Genomic DNA, 18,290 nt, shown 5'->3' with positions numbered 1-18,290 from the left:
CTGGCGGCGGGTCTTCGCATGCTTAAATTTTAATGGAGTCTACGCCCATGACATATCACATTACGCTGACGGACCCGATGAACGCTACCCGGGATCGCGAACCGATTACGTTTACTCTCCCGGAGAAACTGCAGGAGCCCCTGTGGTGGGCAATCACCAGCGAGGACCAGCGGATCCTTTGCCAGCGCCTCACTCATGAGTCGACGCAAAACAGTACCGCCTTTATCGCTACGGTAAGCTTCAGCGGCACGCTCCGGATGCGGCTTGAGCGGCCGTTAACGGCGGCTGAAGTCGGTGAAGTCGCTGGTATCCACCGCCTGCCTGGCCGGGAGAAAGACTGTTTTGTCCGCCTCAATACCGGCTGCTTCGATCTGGAAATGTGTCGGGGAACCGCCCAGGGCGTGGGTTCATCCAAGTGGGGGCTGCGCCATTTTCGCTGTCTGCAGGACAATGTCGAGCTGCTTCCTTCCGGGAATAACGCCATCGGCGGTTTTTACGGTCCGTTCTTTACCCCGGAAAATGGGCTGATTAACCCGCCGGAACATACCCTCGTTGATATTGAAATTGTTGAGGAAGGCCCGGTCTATCATCACTATCGCATGCACGGCACGATCCCCGATGGGTTATTAGCGGAGCTACGCGGTAAGCACTTCACCATCGACTGGAAGTTCAGCTGGAATACCCCGTGGTTTCAGCGGCGCTACGGGGTGGATGACTTTTCGACGGTCATCAACGGGCGTTCGGTCACCAACAAGATCACCGTCGGCGACGAGTTTGAAAGCGGTCCGGGAAAACTGCTGTTTGACCGCTTCGCGGCCTACGGCGGTACCCGCTATCGCGCAGGCGACCCCTACGCCGAAGAGCTGGTCGCCATGGTGGCTCATACCGTTACCACCTCTGAAAACCAGAGCCCGAAATTTGCCGAATTCCGCGAACAGCTCGCCGATATGGCCTCCGCTCACTGGGATCTTTACTGGCGAATGTTCTGCCGCTGGGAAAACGTGCTGGATGAAGCTGAAATCCGCGAAAGGCTTGGCGTTGTGCGCGCCCGGGCGCACGTTCGCGCCGACCTGAATGAACGGGAATGGCGCCTGACTGATTCTCCCGTCAACGTTTCCGCCGTGCCGGATGAAACCGTGTTCCCGGGACCAGCCAGTAAAACCGTCGAGTACGATTCAGCGAGCGGCCGGGCGATGATCTGGTGGACCTCCCGCCCCTCCGGCGCGTTTCAGATAGTCCAGCGCCGTCAGTCCGGTTGGGTGAACTGGGGCAGCAACGGGGAAAACGAGTGTCCGGAGCTCCCGGTCGGGGTCGATATCAAGACCGCCTGCGGGATATTCGCTGACAACTGGATGCAGGTAGCCGACGGCCTGGAAACGCCGCCGCAGGTCGCGGTGAGCCGGGAGGAAAAGCCATGATCCTTTGCTGCGGAGAAGCCCTGATCGATATGCTGCCCTGCCGGAGCCGTGAAAATGCTCCCGCCTTTACGCCCTGCGTCGGCGGCGCGGCGTTCAATACCGCCATCGCCCTGGGGCGCCAGGGGATGGCGGTCGCGCTGTTTTCCGGTTTATCGGACGATTTTATGGGTGACATGCTGCGCCACACGCTTGACGCCTCCGGCGTGGATTATTCGCCCTCAACCCGCGCGCCGCTACCGACCACGCTGGCCTTTGTCAGGCTGGAAGGCGGACAGGCGCGCTATACCTTTTACGATGAGAATAGCGCCGGCAGAATGCTGACTGAAAGCGACCTGCCGACGCTCGGTGATGACGTATCTGCCGTCCTGTTCGGCTGCATCAGCCTGATAGCCGAACCGTGCGGCAGCGTTTATGAAGCGCTGATGGTAAGAGAGGCGCCGCGCCGGGTGATGTTCCTCGACCCCAATATTCGTGAAATCTTCATCCAGGACCGGCAGAAACACCTGGCGCGCATGATGCGGATGATTGCTCTGGCGGATATCGTCAAGCTTTCCGATGAGGACCTCGCGTGGTTTGCCGAACCCGGCGAAGAACACGCGGTCATACGCCGTTGGCTTGCTCTGGGACCAAAGCTTATCGTGGTCACCCGCGGGGCTGACGGCGCCGATGCCTGGACCGCTAATTTCCATCTTCATGTTCCAGGGATTCGCGTAACGGTTGCCGATACCGTCGGCGCCGGGGATACGGTCAATGCCGGTATTCTCGCCAGCCTTTCGCAAGCCGGACTCCTTGAGAAGCCTAAATTAGTGACACTGTCACGAGAACAGGTGCGACGCGCGGTCGATCTCGGTATGCGCGCCGCCGCGGTGACGGTCTCCAGGCCGGGGGCTAACCCGCCGTGGGACCATGAGCTCTGAAGACGGAGGACGCCAACCCTTGTAAACCACAGGCGACCGGATGATGGTCTGAAAATAGCGTTTATGGATGGACCATCATCTTTATTTATTGTGGATATGATTTATGTCCCAATTATTGAATGAAAGCTAAACCAGCTTCATTTAATCATGGGTTATTACCTACTAATCCATTAATATCAGACAATTAGATCGTGATCTATTTTCTGCCGATCTCGCTGACAGACATCAGGGACAGGACGTCAATAATGAAAAATACTCCATGGCTCGTGCGCTTACGTAATACCTCTATTCCGGAGCATAAGCTTCGTCCCGCGAAATGGCTGGCGCTGATTGCCCTGCTGCTGCTGCTGGCGCAGCTGATGGTCGAATCCCTGTTGCTCACTGAATAGCATCAGGGCACGCCTTCCCCAACGGAAAGTAGCGCTGATTGGCCACCACGAATTTTCTGTTTTTCCCTGCCAGAGCCGCGTCGCGATAGCGTTCGCCCGGCAGCAGATACAGCTGCGTGGCGCGTTCATCACTCCCCGCGCACCCCTGGTGAACAATCACCCGAAAAAACGTATTTCCGCTATTGTAAATCTCCCCCTGGCGTTCATCTATCTGCCACTCCAGGCGCTGCTGACGCGGCCTGACGACCAGAATAGTGCTCATCGCTACCACCGGCAGCACATCCATCTTTTGCGGCGTCGTCCTGAAAGGTATCAGCGTCACCGGCGTCTCTTTGAATACCACGCGATAATAGCGCTCCTGATTATCTTCAGGGCCTTTGTAATAGAGACGGAAATATTCACTGCTTCCCGGCGGTAAATGGAAGCGCAGCGGGGCGTAGAGCAGTTCGCCCTGATTAGGCAGAACCGGTTCATTCCCCGCGCCGGGTTTGGCAATTTTCCACGCCGCGATGGAGTACATATTATTACGCGGCGTGTCGTTATACAGCGGCTGCGAGATAAAGGCCCGGTCGGAGGGTATCTCATACACGACGGCATTAAAAAACGCCCCTGCCGCCGCCAGCGGCGACGCGGCCAGCAGCATAGCAGCGGCTTTCATTAATCTGCCTCTCACTCGACGCCCAGCCATTTGGCGGTCACTCTGACCTCGCCGCTGGCGTTCACCGTTCCCATCCAGTCGCTGCCGTCGAGAGTGCGTCTGGAGCGCGGATCGTCCATCGGAAACAGCAGCTGCAGGCGGGTGGTGAAATAGTAGCCGTCATCAATTGCCGCATTCCACGGCGTTTGCGTCCAGCGCGCAGCGGTCATATCGATCTCCGCATCGATGCAGCTATTGCGGCTGGTGCGGGTTTCTCCGGTGGATGCCGTCCAGGAGAGAAAGGCCGGGATCGGCACCTGCCAGCCGCCCTCTTGCGACGTAAACAGGCAGTATGAGACACCATCAATAGAGGTGCCTTCGCCGATCACCTGAGCCGTCACCGCGTCCGCCATACGCTCGGAGGAGACGGTTACCTGATATTCAAAGCCGATCGGCGTCGGGTCGCCGATATTGCCCGACTCTTTCGGCGCAGCATTGCCGTCCGTGGACACAATACTGATCCCATACTCTTTCGGCAGAATATTGATCATGCTCGACGCCGTAAACTGATAGAACCCGGACTGCGCGGTGTTACTGTTATCAAAGAAGAAGGTAAACAAATCGTCGTTATTGGTAATGCTAATTCCGCGCTGGATCAAGTTCTGGAAAAAGGTTTTCGAGAGGAACACATAAACGTACTGGCCTTCGGGGGTAAAGACGTTGCTATAGGTAGTGGAAGCGCTCCAGTTATACCAGGTGGATCCATTGCCGCTATATTTGATGGTTTTAGACGCCGGACTAAAGCCCAGCCTGGCGGTATCGACCACCATTTCAAATGACAGAGAAGAGGTCACCCGCTTGGTTTGACGATAGCGATACGACACCATTTTACAGGTCATCCCACTTTCGCCGCCGACGATACTGACCTCGCAGTGCTCGCTACCGATATTGACGCTGGGCGTGCCGTCGCTGGCAATCCAGATTTCCGCCAGCGCGCCGGTGCTGTTCAGCGTTAAATGCCCGACTTTAGTGGCATTGATGGTGTAATAACGCCACGTCGCGCCCGAGGCGAGATCCCGACAGCGCTGGCCGGATGCCGCATCGTAATTAGTTTTGGTGTAACAAAGATTGAGCACAAAGGCATCGCTCTCGCCAGGCTGACGGTTGCGCAGATATTCATACATTGCCGGGGAGAACGTGGCGTAGCCGGTTCCGCCATTGTTCAAAGAGCTTCCGGACATCGTATGATAAAAACCTTCACTATCAATGACCTCGCCGGAAATATAGCCCTGCGACGGGCAGTCGGCGCCGGTAGTCATACAGCGAATGCCGATAAACGGTGAATTCACCGGCGAGTCCGACAACCACATATCGTAGTAGTAGGATCGATAGCTCCAGCTGACGTAGCCCATATAGCCCAGACTGCGCTGCTTCGTCGAGTAGCGGGTCCAGACGTTTGCGCCGGAAAAGCGCGGGTCCAGGCTGCCGGGGGTAACGAAATATTCGTTATCGACATGGTTTTCAATAAACATATAGTCATTTTTCCCCGAGCCGCTGCTGCTGGCGTTCACCGCCAGGCTCTGGAATGACGTGGTCGCCAGGCAAGCGCCCAGCGCCAGGCCGCAAATCAGTTTACCAGGTGTCACGCTGCCCCTCCCCCTGTGCCGCCATACGCATCTGCGCCTCGCACTGCAGGTCCCCCATCCACACCGCGCCGCGCGCTTCCTGCAGATTCAGCTCCAGCTCGCAGCGCTGTCCGTTTTTTTCGACCAGAGTGATGGTCGGATAGCGTTTATCAACATCCATGGCGAATTCTCCCTGTCCATCGGTGCGCCCTTTGCCGATGTGATTATGAATATCGAGGTGGGCGGCGACGGTGCCGTTATCGCGCCGAATGCGGCCAAACACCGTAACCAGCTGTTTTATCTCCGGACGAATAACGTCCACATTACCGGGATACAGCACCGCCTGATGGCTTCTGCCGCTGACGATATCCACGCTATCGGCGCTGCGTTTGTCATTCATCAGCTCCACGCTGTAGCGCCCATAGGCGGGCAGCGGAATAAAGTTTTTCTGGCCGCTGAGCGGGTAATGCTGGCCGTTAATTTTGGCAGTCATAGTGGCGTTGTCGCGGAAATCGGTATGGATCAGCACCCCCGATGTATGGCTTCCTTTGGCCGGAACAACATCTTTTCCGGTCCAGGCGACGCTGCCCAGGGTACTGAAATTGAGGTTGGTACTGTTATCCGAAGCATGGGTGGCGGATAGCGTGCCGCTGCTGTATTTAGTGTCGTAGCTGGCAAAACCATTGATCGCCCGTTTATCGCTGCGGTAACTCTCGCTCTCTTTGCTTTTTAACCGCCGGGAAGCTGAGATGCCCGCCTGAGTGATGGCGCTATCGGCGAAGCGTTTTCTGAGCGCCATATTCGCCAGCATGTTGCCGTTTTCGCTGGAAACCCCGGCGCTGAACCACGCCGCCAGCGGCAACGATAAATCGAGGTTAATGTATTTATCCCGCGTGGTGTCCTGGTTGCGCTGATAGTGGTAATTCTGCACCCCGGTTCTCAGAGTAACGGTACCGTAGCGCCCCGACGCCAGCGTCTGCGAGTAATCAAGGTTGTTATAACGCGTTTTGTTACTGTAGTTTTCCGTACGGCTGAAGGTCAATGTGCCGAGGTAGGGCGTCAGCGATTGCAGCGGCAGCGTTGTCCCCCAGGTAAAGTAATCCCCTTTGCGCAGCGGTAAGTGATTGCCAATATGCGTAAATTCTCGCGAACCCCAAATTGAACCATAGCCCGTAGGCAGACTCAGATTGAGGGTGGTGATGCTTTTCCTGCTGCCGTCGTTGGCCAGCAAAACCTGCTGATTAACCCGCAGACGTTCGTTGAACAACACATCCACTTCGCTTTCGTTTACGGCGTTACTGTCGAAACCGTATAGCGTGGTTTTAAACCCAGTCCCGGCGAGCCAGGGCAGCGTGACCGCCGCCGCGCCGCCGCTAAGCCAGGTTTCCTGCTTCCCCTCGCGCCGGGCATGTTGTGGTCGATAGTCGGTTTTATGGTATTCGAGCATTCCGCCGAATACTTGCCACGACCAGCGCTCGGTGACGCTCGAGCGACGGGCGTAGGTTTTGTTAATCTGTTCCGTGCGGCTGCTGGCCACTTTGCCGTTGATCACAACCTGCACCTCAACCTGATATATGCCGAACGGCAGCGTTGCGGTATTGACTTCGTAGCTGCCCATGGCAAAGTTCTGAATGCTCAGTAATTTGCCATCGCGCAGAATATGCACTTCGCCCGCCGCCGGTAAAAAGACGGTAATCGGCGTCAGGGACAGGGCGGTATCTTCAAGGCGCGAGTTGCTTTTATTGCCATAGCTCACGCCGTAGATGCGGCTGGAATTCAGCGCGCTCATGCTGGCGATAGATTGTAGATTCCAGGTATCGACCATTCCCAACGCCAGGCGTTGGCCTGCCATATCGCGCTCATACATCGCCCGGTAGAGGTTACCGCTGCTGTCGCCAGAGCCGATACCGTAGAAAGAGCCGTTGATATTCACGTGGTGCTCGCGAAATGCCGCGGTGTTATCCAGCGTCAGGTAGCTGCTGGTGCCGTCGTAGCCGTTATAACGGTGATGATAAGTACCAAAGGTATAATTGAGCACGTTCGACGGCGCACCGGCGGTTGAGTCGCCCAAAACGCTGTGCCTGGCAAGCGTCGTCGCCGCCAGCGCGCTGCGATCGACGATCATTTCAAGGTAAAATGCCCGGACGTCGAAAGTGATCTGCGCCGCGCCGGAGAAACGCAGCGTCATATCCGCAGAAAATTGTTGGTCCTGCAGACCATTGACAATCTCCTCTACTGGCGCAGATAGCGACAGGTTATCCGGCGTGGAGAGCAGCGTCAGTTCGCGGATCGTCAGCGCCCCGTCCTTGGTCGCAATCAGCGCATCGGCGATTTTTTGCCGACTGCGCGACGGCAGCTCCGCTTCTTTGTAGCGGATAAAAACCGGTACCCGCATCCCCTGCTTAAGCGCATCAGCAAAAACGGGCGGAATAACATAATCCCCCACCCGCAGCAGCGTCGCTCTGCCCGCGCTTTCGTTGGCTGAAGCATCGACGGTACAGACGAGACATATTCCCGGCAGCAGCATTCCTTTTCTGAATAACCATCCTGACATCTGTAATTCTCTATTTGACGTGAATATATTTACCTTCGTGCCAGATACCGATTCGCGTCTGTTTATTCGCGACCTGTGTATGCGTTATTTTTGCGCTAAGTCCGGGCATGACGTAATAACGTTCACGGCAGCCCTCGCCTTTGTTTTTTTCAGGATCTTTACAGGGCCCATAGGAAATAACCCGGAAGGTCACATTGCCGGTATTCGTCACCGTATCGCCGCGATGCTGATAGTTAAATGTTGCCTTGCGCGGCGCCACCACCAGAATGGTGTTAATTTGCGCTGAGGTTGTCGCCATACCGTGACGTGAATTACTGCTGGCCTGATGATCGCTCACCGGTTCATCCAGCCACGACAGCCGGTAATAGCGCTCTTTATCATCTTCAGGCCCATGATAAATAAAGCGGAAATGTTCTCTGGCGCCGGCGGGAAGAATCACGTTTGCCGGGGTAGAAAGCAACTCGCCGGGCTGTTCCATCGGAATAATTTTGCCCCCTGCCATCGGCGTAGAGAGGCGGTGGGCGCTGACGCTAACAAACCGCGCCGAGTCGCTGGCGTTATCGATCTCTTTCGCCAGCATCTGGTCATTGGCGAACATAATGGAGGTTACTTCCCCAACGCCAATCGCCGCCGCGCTAGCGCTGATTAACAGCGGCAGAAATAAAAATGGGTATAATTTTTTCATCATTAAAATAAAGGAGGGCGACCCCTCCTTATTGGCATATTGAAAGGCGATATTAGCTCTGAGACAGCGTCCACTCGGCGGTAAACTGCACCTTCACATCGCCGCTCCAGTAGCCGTCGGCAAGGGAAGCGAAAGGCGTCGCGGTGGTACCATTTGAGGTAGCGGAATCGACGGTAAACAGGAAGGCGCTCTGCGTGCTGGTGCGGTTATCTTTATCAGCATATCCCGCGATCAGCGCTTCCAGGCCAGCGGTAATATTATTGCTAATATCCATCATTTTCACCGGCGTGGATTTGGACAGCTTCTCACCGTTCCATGCCACGCCAATTTCCAGCGTTGAGTTATCCGTAGCGCGGGTCAGCGTGTTGGTCACCAGTTGAGAGGTTAAAACGAAATCGGACGCGTTCTCCTGCCCCTGAATGGTAATATCAAACGCCCCATCCTGTGAATTAAACGCTTTCAGACCTTCGGCATATTCAAAAGAGACGGAACGCAGCGGCGTAACGACCAACAGGCTGGTGGTATCTTTTGTTGCAGAAGCATCCCAGCTTGCCGTTGCGGAAGCCGTTACGTCCGCAGCCATGGCGCCGGAGCAAAAAAGAATGGACGTCGCGCATGCTGCCAGAAGAGACTTTTTCATTATATATCCTTAATAAACATTTCCAGATGTAGTGCTTTGGCGTTGCCGCCACAGAGATATTTTGCCCCGAGAGCAAAATAAGATTAATAACGGGCTATTAAAACGACGCTGCAGCGCTGAAGACATTCGACAAACGCCGAGCTAAATGTATATTGAAATTTCAATGCGGCGAAGTATAAATTCCCGACAGGCAGCTGTCTATTGCTGTCAAAAATAAGAATAATCGTCATTACATTCAGTAAAAGGAAACTGAGAGGATGATCTGTCGTGGTTTTAAAATAATCTGTTTAAGACTTTTCTCCTGACCATTGGCGAATCATCGCAGACCCCAGGATAAAACACGGCGTCGACCAACAGAAACAGCGCACAGGGATCGTTTTCAATCTGAGTTCAGTAGAAAAAAATGAAGGAATAGCCGAATGATGAATCAGGTAAACATTTCCCGGTGTAAATATATCCCCTGAAAGTTTCCTCCAGCAGGCTCTCATCATAAATATCGCTGGCGAAGAACAGTACAACAACCCATTCGCCAGTACCGATAAGTTTAAACTCAACCCGGATTTGTGACAGGCATCTCAGTTTATCAACAATGGCTAGACAGAAAGAACTCAGACATGCTAGTAATTAATTCAAGCAAGGGAACGGATTTAAATTAAACACCATTTAAACCCCACCCGTAAGGCTGAAAAAATTAATTGATAATGGTTTGGGTAGCTGAACGATTATCAAAAGGGTAAGTGAATCGAAGGCCCTCAGAGACGAAAGTCTCTGAGGGCCTTTTTGTTTTTTTTCTATCTCAGGAGTCAAAAATGTCTAAAGAACGTCGTCTCTCTCGCATTTTCGCAAAAGATGGTAAATCAGTCACTCTGGCGCTGGATGGCTACTATTTTTCGACCAAAACTAATGGTATTGATAATACGATAAACCAGCTCCCGGCCCTCGTCGACAGCGGTCTGGACTGCGCGCTGGTGACCTGGGGCATGTTGAAAAATTTCCGTGAAGTTTTCAATTGCGTCCCCGTTGTATTACGCGTCGATAGCACAGTGAGTATTTTTGACAATACCGTTCCCGACACCACCCCCGTATTTTCCATTGAGGACGCGCTGAAAGTGGCGGCGGAAGGCGTGGTGTGCATGACTTTTCCCGGCGCGTTCAATGAGGAGAAAACGCATATCATGGCGATGCAGCTGGCGCAGGCCGCCGACCGCTGGAACGTACCGCTGATCGTGGAATCCCTGCCGTACGGCTATCCCGTCACTAGCGACGACTCCAACAATCCGGCCGTTATCGCCGCCTCTGCCCGCATTGCCGTTGAACTTGGGGCTGACGTGATCAAAACCCGCTTCACCGGCACCGAGGACGACCGGCTTATCGTCGAAGCGGCCGGCGTGCCGGTGCTGGCGCTGGGCGGGCCGAAAACCGGGATTGACGGTTATTTTAAATTTGTTCATCACTGCATGCAGGTTGGTGCAAAAGGCGTGGCGGTGGGTCGCAATATCACTCAGGACCCACAGCCGGCAAAAGTAGTAGCAGGTCTGAATGCCATCATCCATGAAAATGCGACAGCGGAAGATGCCTACAGCCTCTATATGGCTAAATAACATCGGATATTAATATGCTCTTAAATAACACCATCATTCCTTCAATCAGAAAATATAAACATTTTGAACAGGCGCTGGCCTGCGCATCAGAATACGTACTGTTATCCGAAGCGAATATTGGCAATCTGCAATCGTTGATCGGTAAATGTCATCAGAGTGGCAAGAAAGTGCTTATTCACCTCGAGCTACTGGGTGGTTTTAAACCTGACCAGGCGGGTATTAGTTTGCTCAAAAATTACTACAAGGTTGATGGTGTTATTTCGTCCAATCTCTCGGCCCTACGCTATGCCAAAAAAGAGGGATTGTTAACTATCTTTCGGGTACTGCTCATCGACTCGCGCTCGCTGGATCACTCCATCGATATTGTTAAGCATAACCCGCCAGATGCTATTGAAATCTTACCTGCTGAATATGCCTGCCAGTGTCTGGAATTGATTAGCCGGAATTTAAAAGGCTTTGATGTGATATTCATCGCCGGAGGCTTTGTTAAGCGGAAATACCTTGTAGATAAAATTTTCCATGCCGGATTTAAAGGCATTACCACCAGCGAACCCGGTTTATGGTAACTCATAAGGAGTCCACGCGAATGAAACAACACTATGTCATGGGCATTGATAACGGCGGCACCGTTACAAAAGCGGCGATTTACGATCGCGCCGGCAACGTGGTGGCCAGCGCGTCGAAATCAACGCAAATGCTGACCCCGAAGGAATTTCATACCGAGCGGGATATCAACGAACTCTGGGCGGCTAACGTCGAAGTCATTAAAAAAGCCATCGCGCAGTCGGGTATCGACGCCAGCCAAATCAAAGGCGTGGCGGTAACCGGTCACGGCAACGGGCTTTATATGGTGGATGAAACCGGTGCCCCGGTGCGCAACGGAATTATCTCCACCGATAGCCGGGCTAAGTCTTGGGTAGAAAAGTGGTACCGCGACCCGACGTTTATTAGCGATATTTTGCCCAAAACTATGCAGTCTATCTGGGCCGGGCAGCCCGTCGCCCTCCTCGCCTGGCTGAAAGAGAACGAGCCTGAAACGCTGTGTAAAGCGCGCTACATTTTCATGGTCAAAGATCTGATTCGTTTTTATCTGACCGGCGAAGCTTTTCTCGAACTTACCGATATCTCAGGAACCAACCTGATCAACGTTCGCGACCGCGACTATGACGCCTCGCTGCTGGCCTGGTGGGGACTCGGCGATCTGCGCGATAAGCTTCCGCCCATCAAGCTCTCCACCGATTGCTGCGGCTACATTACCGAAGACGTCGCACAGCTCACCGGATTGTGTGCCGGAACGCCGGTCTCGGGCGGGGTGTTTGATATCTCGGCGTCATCTGTCGCATCCGGTATCAATACCCTGGATAAGCTGGCAATTATTACCGGAACATGGAGCATTAACGAATACGTGACCGACCATCCGGTTATTGACCAGGATCTCTTTATGACCTCGATTTATCCGATTGAGGGCAAATGGTTAATTACCGAGGCAAGCCCCACCTCCGCCAGTAATCTGGAGTGGTTTATCAATAACTTTATGGAGAGCGATCGCATCTCCGCCGCTGCGCAGGGATCGTCAGTCTACGATCTGTGCAATGAACTGGTCTCCACAACCACGCCCGCGGAGAGCCACCTGCTGTTCTTCCCATTTGTCTTCGGTTCCAACACCATCCCGGACGCCTCTGCGGGGTTTATCGGCCTGAATAGTTTCCACAAAAAAGCGCATTTTTTACGCGCGATATATGAAGGGGTTGCTTTCAGCCACCTGTATCACACCGAACGGTTACGCAATATTAACCCGCAGCTCAGCCGCACCATCCGGATTGCGGGCGGCGTGACTAACTCAGCGGTCTGGCTGCAGATATTCGCCGACATTTTCCAGTCCACCCTGGAGATTGTCGACGTGAAAGAGCACGGCACGCTGGGCACCGCGATGACCGCCGCAGTAATGGTTGGCTGGTTTGATGACGTCTTTGCCGCCTCAAATGAGATGGTTCACGTTTCGCGAACGGTTACACCGGACCCGGACAGCAACAAGGTCTATCAGGATAAGTATCAGCTTTACAAAAACCTGCTATCGGAAATGCAGTCTCCGTGGAAAAGCTGCAGTAACTACATCACGCATTAAGTGAGGAAAGTATGGATCTGAATTTACACCACCGCACGGCTATCGTTACCGGAGGCGCTACGGGCCTCGGCAAAGAGTTTGTCCTTTCACTCGCCCGAGAAGGGGTCAACATCTGCTTCACCTATATGCGTGATGAGGAGCGCCCGGAACAGCTGATCGCTACGGTAAAAAGTAGCGCTAGCGTCGAAATTATTGCGGTGAAAACCGATCTTTCCGACGAGCATAGCCGGGAGAATCTTTTCGCGACCTGCCTCGAACGCCTGGGGAACGCCGATATTCTGGTCAATAACGCCGGGATCTGGCTGAGCGGTTACGTCACTGAAATCACCCAGCAGGAGTGGGATAGCGTGATGAACGTCAACCTGAAGGCGGTGTTCCACCTGAGCCAGCTGTTTGTCAACCACTGCCTGGCGAAAGATCAGGCCGGCAGTATTCTGAATATCACGTCTCAGGCGGCCTTCCACGGTTCAACCACCGGTCATGCTCATTACGCGGCCAGTAAGGCGGGTCTGGTGGCCTTCTCAATCTCGCTGGCGCGCGAGGTGGCGAAGCAGAAAATCAATGTCAACAACATCGCCGTCGGCATCATGGATACCGCGATGATCCGTAAAAACATTGAACAGAATCCTGACTATTACGTCAGCCGTATACCGGTAGGCCGGGTGGCCCAACCGCACGAAATTGCCGACATCGGCGTCTTCATGGTCTCACCGAAAACCCGCTATATGACGGGAGCGACTCTGGATGTCACCGGCGGTATGTTGATGCGTTAATTTATGGAGAATGATTATGAAATGTCTGGCAATTGCCGATCTGTTTATCAATGCAGCGATGATGGACGCGGGTCTGAAAGCGCTCAAAGATAAAGGTATTGCAGTGGAAGTACGCGAATGGTCGCACGAGTCAATTGAAAAACTGCAGGAGGATAATTTACTGGTTGAACAGCAAGGTTCTGAGGCGCTGGCGCTGCCTGCCGCTCTGCTTCAGGGTGCTGAGGAGACGGAGATCCTGATAGTCCAGTTCGCCCCGGTTAACGCGGCGGTATTCGACAAGCTGCCAAAGCTTAAATACGTCGGGGTGCTGCGCGGCGGGATTGAAAACGTTAATCAGGAGGAGGCAAAAGCGCGCGGAATTGAGGTGATGAACACGCCGGGGCGTAACGCCCGCAGCGTGGCGGAATTTACCGTCGGGATGATTCTGGCGGAAATGCGCAATATCGCCCGCTCACACGATGCGCTGCGCGATAAGTTCTGGCGCAAAGAGAGTCCTAACCACCGGGCCATTCCTGAACTGGGCGGCAAAGTGGTCGGTCTGGTCGGGCTGGGGCATATCGCGCAGCTGGTGGCTGGCTTCCTGCGCGGTTTCGGCAGCGAGATTATCTTTTACGATAAGTACGTCCCCGGCCATGAAAGTTATGAAAAGGTGGATACTCTCGACGAACTGGTGCGCCGTGCGGATGTGATTTCGCTGCATGCCCGTATGACCCCGGAAACGGAAAACCTGATCAACGCCCATCATTTTGAATTAATGAAGGAGAGCGCCATCATCGTCAACACGGCGCGCTCCGGGTTAATTAATGAAGGCGATCTGATCGCCGCGCTTCGGGCGGGTAAAATCATGGGCGCTGCCCTCGACACTTTTGATGACGAGCCGCTGCCGGACGATAGCGCGTTTTATTCGCTGAATAACGTCACGATAACGCCGCATATTGCCGGCAGTACCATTGATGCCTTCAGCAATTCGCCGAAGATTTTTTCAGAGATATTGCTGAAGCAACTCGGTTAAATATTAAAAGAGCCGCTTAAGGTTTTTGCTACGGCCCATTGGGCACGGGTTCGCTCGCGCCCAATTCGGCCGCCTTTTAAGGAAATATTATGGATATTATCAACAGCATTATTAGCCTGGGGGCATCAGTGATGATGCCAGTAATATTCTTTATTATCGCACTGTGCTTTGGGGTTAAAATCGGCACCGCATTTAAAGCCGGGATGCTGGTAGGCATCGGCTTTGAAGGGGTGGGACTGGTGATCGGCCTGCTATTAACCAACCTCGGGCCGGCATCGCAGGCCATGGTAGAGCGTATCGGCCTGCACCTGACGGTGGTCGATACCGGCTGGCCGACCGCCTCGACTATCGGCTGGGGCTCGCCGCTGATGCTGCCGGTAGTGGTGGGATTTATCGTTATCAATATTGCCATGCTGCTGCTGAAATTAACCAAAACGGTAAATATCGATATATTCAACTACTGGATTTTCCTGATTATGGGTTCAGTCGTCTATGCCGGTACCGGTAACTACTGGCTCTCCGTCGGCATTACTTTCGGCATATTTATCTTAACGCTACTGGCGGCGGATTTAACCGCACCCTATCTGCAAAAAAACTATAATCTGCAAGGGATATCATTTCCCCATCTTACCTGTATAACCTACGTGCCGTTTGGTATTGCCTGTAACTATATTATTGATAAGATCCCGCTGATCAATAAAATTAATTTCGACCCGGAAAGCATTAATAAAAAATTCGGCGTCTTCGGGGAGCCACTCACTCTGGGCTTCGTGCTGGGGCTGCTGCTGGCCTTCCTGGCCGGGTACGATGTCTCGGCGGCGGTATCGCTGGCGATTAAAGTTTCCGCCGCCATGCTGCTGCTACCGAAAATGATCGAAATTTTAGTGCAGGGCCTGCTGATCGTGCGCGATGCCGCGGAAGCGAAGCTGAAGGCGAAATTCCCCAACCGCGACTTCTATATCGGCATGGATACCGCACTGCTTATTGGCGAACCTTCGGTGCTGGCAACCGGCCTGCTGCTGATCCCTATGGCGGTGGTGCTGGCGATTATTCTGCCAGGCAACCGCGTGCTGCCGTTTGTCGATCTGGCCTCCCTGATGTTCCTGCTGGCGATGGTAACGCCGTTTTGCAAACGTAATATGTTCCGCATGTTTATCACCGGCACGCTAGTGGTCACCTGCATTTTGTACGTCGGAACGGATATTTCGCGGGAATACACTCAGGCGGCGGTCAACTCTAATATTCCTGTGCCGGAGGGGATGGCGGAAATTACCAATATCGTTGGCGGAGCCACCACGCCGGTGGGCTGGCTGGCGGTGAAATTCGGCGAGTTTTTCACTACCGCGCCGTAAATTCCCTCTCTTCTCACTCTGCCCGGCGCGGGAAACGGCGCCGGGCTTTTTATTATCGCCCGCTCGCCACCATAAAAAATGCCTGCCAGGAGGGTAAGCTGGCAGGCATGGCTGATAAAAGGCTGAATTTTAGAACTGGTAAGTTATGCCCACGGCAACGATGTTATCGGTGCTGATGCTGGCATCTTTAGTGAACCTGGTGTCATCCAGCAGGTTGATTTTATAGTCCACGTAGGTAGACATGTTCTTGTTGAAGTAGTAAGTCGCGCCTACATCAACGTATTCAACCAGATCCTGGTCGCCATAGCGGCCCAGATCTTTGCCTTTTGATTTCAGGTAGGCGATGGACGGACGCAGGCCGAAATCAAACTGATACTGAGCAACCACTTCAAAGTTCTGCGCGGTGTTGGCGATATAGCCTTTACCGAACTTAGTCATGTTGCGGGTTTCCGCATAGGTGGTCGCCAGGTAGATGTTATTGGCATCGTACTTCAGACCGGCCGCCCACACTTCCGCTTTTTCGCCACGGGCGTAGAAGTCTGGATTGACGCGACCTTCCCTGACCTGCGCATCGGTACGATCGGATGCCGCGTAGGCCGCACCTGCGCTAAATCCTTCGTACTCATAGGTCGAGGCCATACCCCAGCCGTCGCCATGCTGTTTCGCCAGATCGCGGTCGTTGCCCTCTTCTTTACCCTGGTACTGTACGGCGATATTCAGACCGTCAACCAGACCGAAGAAACCGTTGTTACGGTAAGTGGCAACGCCGGTGGTACGCGCGGTGGCGAAGACGTCGGTCTGGGTCCAGGTATCACCACCGAACTCCGGCAGCATATCGGTCCAGGCGCCGATATCATAGGCAACGCCGTAGTTACGACCGTAGTCCAGAGAACCAAATTCGCCAAACTTCAGGCCAGCAAACGCAAGGCGCGTTTTGTCGCCGGAGTTGTCGCCTTCAACGTTATTGGCGCTGAAGTTATATTCCCACTGGCCGTAGCCGATCAGCTGGTCGTTGATCTGCGTTTCACCTTTGAAGCCCAGACGGGCATAGGTCTGATCGCCATCTTCTGACTTATCGCTGGAGAAATAATGCAGGCCGGTCACTTTCCCATAGAGGTCGAGTTTGTTTCCGTCCTTGTTATACACCTCAGCTGCCTGCACGGTTCCTGCAGCAAGAAGTGTAGAGACGGCCACTGTTAGTAATTTTAATTTCATATTATTTCGTCCCTAACTATTAATAGAATATCAAATCTCAGATACCTTCTGAGCGAGACCATTATGCGATAATTCGCAAAGAGACTTGAAATTAAAAGTTCCGAATTTTTATACCAAATACAATAACTGTGACGAAAACGATGGTTGTTAATTGACACACATCAATTAACCCCGTTCTGAGCCCGCAATTATTCTAAATCACATCTTGTACAACCCCTGAAATCAGCAGATTTAACCAAAATAAATAATTTCTCATAGGGAAATTCTAATGATAAGAATAATTAAAGATTTCAATTTGTTAAAAGTCATATGAATCATAATGTTATGAATAATTATTTCTTCAGAAAATCCTTAACCATAAACATCCTGATTCGCCAGATCGTGTTTTCAAAGGTATATTCTGATTTTCGCATTCAGAATTAATTCCAGTATCAAGATAAGCTCTGGCGTTATTGAAAGTTCTTTACAAAATCCACATTCATTATAGCCCGGCGGTTTAAGATTTGTTTAGAAATTGTGTGAAACGGATAGCGATGACTCTATTTTCAAGGGATGAAAGTGATGATGAATAAATTTAGTCCAGCGAATTGCCCGCAGACGTATGTCAATCAAAATATGATGGGGCCAAATGTATTAAGGCTGGTTGAAGAGCTTAGCCGCTCCCTGGAACTGTGGCCAGGGATGCGTATTCTCGATCTGGGCTGTGGGACAGGGTTATCTTCGATGTATCTGGCGACGGAATTCGGCGTGGAGGTGGTCGCGGCGGATCTGTGGGTTCGCGCCGACGATAACGCCCGGCGTTTTGCGGCAGCGGGCATGGACAATAAAATCACCCCGATCAATCTTGATATCAGCACCCTGCCGGGACTGGGTATTTTTGCCCGCGACGCCTTTGATGCCGTGGTCAGTATCAATGCCTGGCACTATTTTGCCCGCGATGCCCTGTTCTTTGACCAGCGCATTGCGCCTTATGTCAAAGGCGGCGGAACGGTGGCTATTGTCATCCCGGGTCTGCGCAGCAGCGATGCTGAAACGCGACCTGAAATCCATGCGCTCATTGCTAGCGGCATCGCCCTTTTTACCACCGACCGCTGGCGCGCAATCTGGTCCGGGAGCCAGCATCTTGCGGTCAATCAGTGCCGTCATATGGCATCCGGCCGTCAGGCGTGGCTAGAGTGGCAAAAGTGCGATAATGATTTTGCCGCTACCGATGCCGCCATGAGAAATGATGAGCTGGGTCAGCAGCTGCGCTTTATGCAAATCATTGGCCGGGTAAAAAAATAAACCTGTCGCCTGGCATCGACGCTCGCCCTGCCGGAGAGTGCGCGCCGGAAGCAATGGCGCGGT

The 18,290-nt window shown here is 53.3% G+C and carries 16 protein-coding genes; 10 read left to right on the top strand and 6 right to left on the bottom strand.

Features of this window, described 5'->3' with window-relative positions; all coding sequences use genetic code 11:
• The first annotated feature begins 47 nt into the window (after positions 1 to 47).
• The 3 genes from IAE27_RS04805 to IAE27_RS04795 all read left to right on the top strand — a co-directional run bounded on the left by IAE27_RS04805 (position 48) and on the right by IAE27_RS04795 (position 2,724).
• On the top strand, positions 48 to 1,418 hold the full coding sequence (locus tag IAE27_RS04805; protein ID WP_017145836.1) for a hypothetical protein: 1,371 nt from the start codon (positions 48 to 50) through the stop codon (positions 1,416 to 1,418).
• A complete protein-coding gene (locus tag IAE27_RS04800; RefSeq protein WP_004113185.1) occupies positions 1,415 to 2,335 on the top strand; it encodes a carbohydrate kinase family protein in 921 nt (306 codons plus the stop codon). The genes IAE27_RS04805 and IAE27_RS04800 overlap by 4 nt, the downstream gene beginning before the upstream one ends.
• 245 nt (positions 2,336 to 2,580) lie before the next feature.
• On the top strand, positions 2,581 to 2,724 hold the full coding sequence (locus IAE27_RS04795; RefSeq protein ID WP_004102219.1) for a hypothetical protein: 144 nt from the start codon (positions 2,581 to 2,583) through the stop codon (positions 2,722 to 2,724).
• Here IAE27_RS04795 and IAE27_RS04790 read toward each other — a convergent pair.
• The 5 genes from IAE27_RS04790 to ecpA are packed head-to-tail and all read right to left on the bottom strand — an operon-like array spanning position 2,714 to position 8,865.
• Positions 2,714 to 3,382: a molecular chaperone gene (locus IAE27_RS04790; RefSeq protein ID WP_142475086.1), complete on the bottom strand. Its 669-nt coding sequence runs from the start codon at positions 3,380 to 3,382 to the stop codon at positions 2,714 to 2,716. The two genes, IAE27_RS04795 and IAE27_RS04790, sit on opposite strands and share 11 nt — an antisense overlap.
• A gap of 11 nt (positions 3,383 to 3,393) precedes the next feature.
• Positions 3,394 to 4,992 carry a fimbrial protein gene (locus tag IAE27_RS04785; RefSeq protein ID WP_224261189.1) on the bottom strand — a complete coding sequence of 533 codons (1,599 nt, stop codon included), beginning with the start codon at positions 4,990 to 4,992 and terminating at the stop codon, positions 3,394 to 3,396.
• Between the two features lies 1 nt (position 4,993).
• Entirely contained in the window at positions 4,994 to 7,540 is a 2,547-nt protein-coding gene (locus IAE27_RS04780; RefSeq protein ID WP_200092037.1) for a TcfC E-set like domain-containing protein, read from the bottom strand.
• A 10-nt stretch (positions 7,541 to 7,550) separates the two neighbouring features.
• Positions 7,551 to 8,228 (bottom strand): hypothetical protein, encoded by a 678-nt coding sequence (locus tag IAE27_RS04775; RefSeq protein ID WP_077267736.1) that lies wholly within the window; start codon positions 8,226 to 8,228, stop codon positions 7,551 to 7,553.
• Between the two features lie 49 nt (positions 8,229 to 8,277).
• Complete coding sequence (ecpA, locus tag IAE27_RS04770; protein ID WP_004102228.1) at positions 8,278 to 8,865, bottom strand: common pilus major fimbrillin subunit EcpA; 588 nt, start codon at positions 8,863 to 8,865, stop codon at positions 8,278 to 8,280.
• Between the two features lie 809 nt (positions 8,866 to 9,674).
• Between ecpA and IAE27_RS04765 the strand changes: the two genes are divergently transcribed.
• The 6 genes from IAE27_RS04765 to IAE27_RS04740 all read left to right on the top strand — a co-directional run bounded on the left by IAE27_RS04765 (position 9,675) and on the right by IAE27_RS04740 (position 15,728).
• Positions 9,675 to 10,466 carry a class I fructose-bisphosphate aldolase gene (locus tag IAE27_RS04765; protein WP_004102230.1) on the top strand — a complete coding sequence of 264 codons (792 nt, stop codon included), beginning with the start codon at positions 9,675 to 9,677 and terminating at the stop codon, positions 10,464 to 10,466.
• A 14-nt stretch (positions 10,467 to 10,480) separates the two neighbouring features.
• Positions 10,481 to 11,032 (top strand): glycerol-3-phosphate responsive antiterminator, encoded by a 552-nt coding sequence (locus tag IAE27_RS04760; protein WP_004102232.1) that lies wholly within the window; start codon positions 10,481 to 10,483, stop codon positions 11,030 to 11,032.
• A gap of 20 nt (positions 11,033 to 11,052) precedes the next feature.
• Positions 11,053 to 12,591: an FGGY-family carbohydrate kinase gene (locus tag IAE27_RS04755; RefSeq protein ID WP_108703840.1), complete on the top strand. Its 1,539-nt coding sequence runs from the start codon at positions 11,053 to 11,055 to the stop codon at positions 12,589 to 12,591.
• 11 nt (positions 12,592 to 12,602) lie between these two features.
• Complete coding sequence (locus IAE27_RS04750) at positions 12,603 to 13,364, top strand: SDR family NAD(P)-dependent oxidoreductase (protein WP_004102236.1); 762 nt, start codon at positions 12,603 to 12,605, stop codon at positions 13,362 to 13,364.
• 16 nt (positions 13,365 to 13,380) lie between these two features.
• Positions 13,381 to 14,376: a 2-hydroxyacid dehydrogenase gene (locus IAE27_RS04745; RefSeq protein ID WP_004102238.1), complete on the top strand. Its 996-nt coding sequence runs from the start codon at positions 13,381 to 13,383 to the stop codon at positions 14,374 to 14,376.
• 89 nt (positions 14,377 to 14,465) lie between these two features.
• Positions 14,466 to 15,728 (top strand): PTS galactitol transporter subunit IIC, encoded by a 1,263-nt coding sequence (locus IAE27_RS04740; protein ID WP_004113196.1) that lies wholly within the window; start codon positions 14,466 to 14,468, stop codon positions 15,726 to 15,728.
• 129 nt (positions 15,729 to 15,857) lie between these two features.
• Here IAE27_RS04740 and ompC read toward each other — a convergent pair whose 3' ends face one another.
• Positions 15,858 to 16,943, bottom strand: a complete 1,086-nt coding sequence (ompC, locus tag IAE27_RS04735; RefSeq protein WP_017145831.1) for a porin OmpC — start codon at positions 16,941 to 16,943, stop codon at positions 15,858 to 15,860.
• A 561-nt stretch (positions 16,944 to 17,504) separates the two neighbouring features.
• Here ompC and IAE27_RS04730 point away from each other — a divergent pair.
• The gene (locus tag IAE27_RS04730) at positions 17,505 to 18,227 is read left to right on the top strand and encodes an SAM-dependent methyltransferase (RefSeq protein ID WP_196550051.1); all 723 of its coding nucleotides are present in this window, start codon (positions 17,505 to 17,507) and stop codon (positions 18,225 to 18,227) included.
• Positions 18,228 to 18,290: the final 63 nt, after the last annotated feature.

Source organism: Klebsiella sp. S69 (genome assembly GCF_016516145.1).
GTDB classification, from domain to species: Bacteria; Pseudomonadota; Gammaproteobacteria; order Enterobacterales; family Enterobacteriaceae; genus Klebsiella; species Klebsiella oxytoca.
The sequence above is the reverse complement of the archived record's forward strand: the minus strand, read 5'-3'. Positions and strand labels throughout refer to the sequence as shown.

Coding starts and splice junctions, on each gene's coding strand:
- IAE27_RS04805 (WP_017145836.1), top strand. CDS start 48: ATGACATATCACATTACGCTGACGGACCCGATGAACGCTACCCGGGAT.
- IAE27_RS04800 (WP_004113185.1), top strand. CDS start 1,415: ATGATCCTTTGCTGCGGAGAAGCCCTGATCGATATGCTGCCCTGCCGG.
- IAE27_RS04795 (WP_004102219.1), top strand. CDS start 2,581: ATGAAAAATACTCCATGGCTCGTGCGCTTACGTAATACCTCTATTCCG.
- IAE27_RS04790 (WP_142475086.1), bottom strand. CDS start 3,382: ATGAAAGCCGCTGCTATGCTGCTGGCCGCGTCGCCGCTGGCGGCGGCA.
- IAE27_RS04780 (WP_200092037.1), bottom strand. CDS start 7,540: ATGTCAGGATGGTTATTCAGAAAAGGAATGCTGCTGCCGGGAATATGT.
- IAE27_RS04775 (WP_077267736.1), bottom strand. CDS start 8,228: ATGATGAAAAAATTATACCCATTTTTATTTCTGCCGCTGTTAATCAGC.
- ecpA (WP_004102228.1), bottom strand. CDS start 8,865: ATGAAAAAGTCTCTTCTGGCAGCATGCGCGACGTCCATTCTTTTTTGC.
- IAE27_RS04765 (WP_004102230.1), top strand. CDS start 9,675: ATGTCTAAAGAACGTCGTCTCTCTCGCATTTTCGCAAAAGATGGTAAA.
- IAE27_RS04760 (WP_004102232.1), top strand. CDS start 10,481: ATGCTCTTAAATAACACCATCATTCCTTCAATCAGAAAATATAAACAT.
- IAE27_RS04755 (WP_108703840.1), top strand. CDS start 11,053: ATGAAACAACACTATGTCATGGGCATTGATAACGGCGGCACCGTTACA.
- IAE27_RS04750 (WP_004102236.1), top strand. CDS start 12,603: ATGGATCTGAATTTACACCACCGCACGGCTATCGTTACCGGAGGCGCT.
- IAE27_RS04745 (WP_004102238.1), top strand. CDS start 13,381: ATGAAATGTCTGGCAATTGCCGATCTGTTTATCAATGCAGCGATGATG.
- IAE27_RS04740 (WP_004113196.1), top strand. CDS start 14,466: ATGGATATTATCAACAGCATTATTAGCCTGGGGGCATCAGTGATGATG.
- ompC (WP_017145831.1), bottom strand. CDS start 16,943: ATGAAATTAAAATTACTAACAGTGGCCGTCTCTACACTTCTTGCTGCA.
- IAE27_RS04730 (WP_196550051.1), top strand. CDS start 17,505: ATGATGAATAAATTTAGTCCAGCGAATTGCCCGCAGACGTATGTCAAT.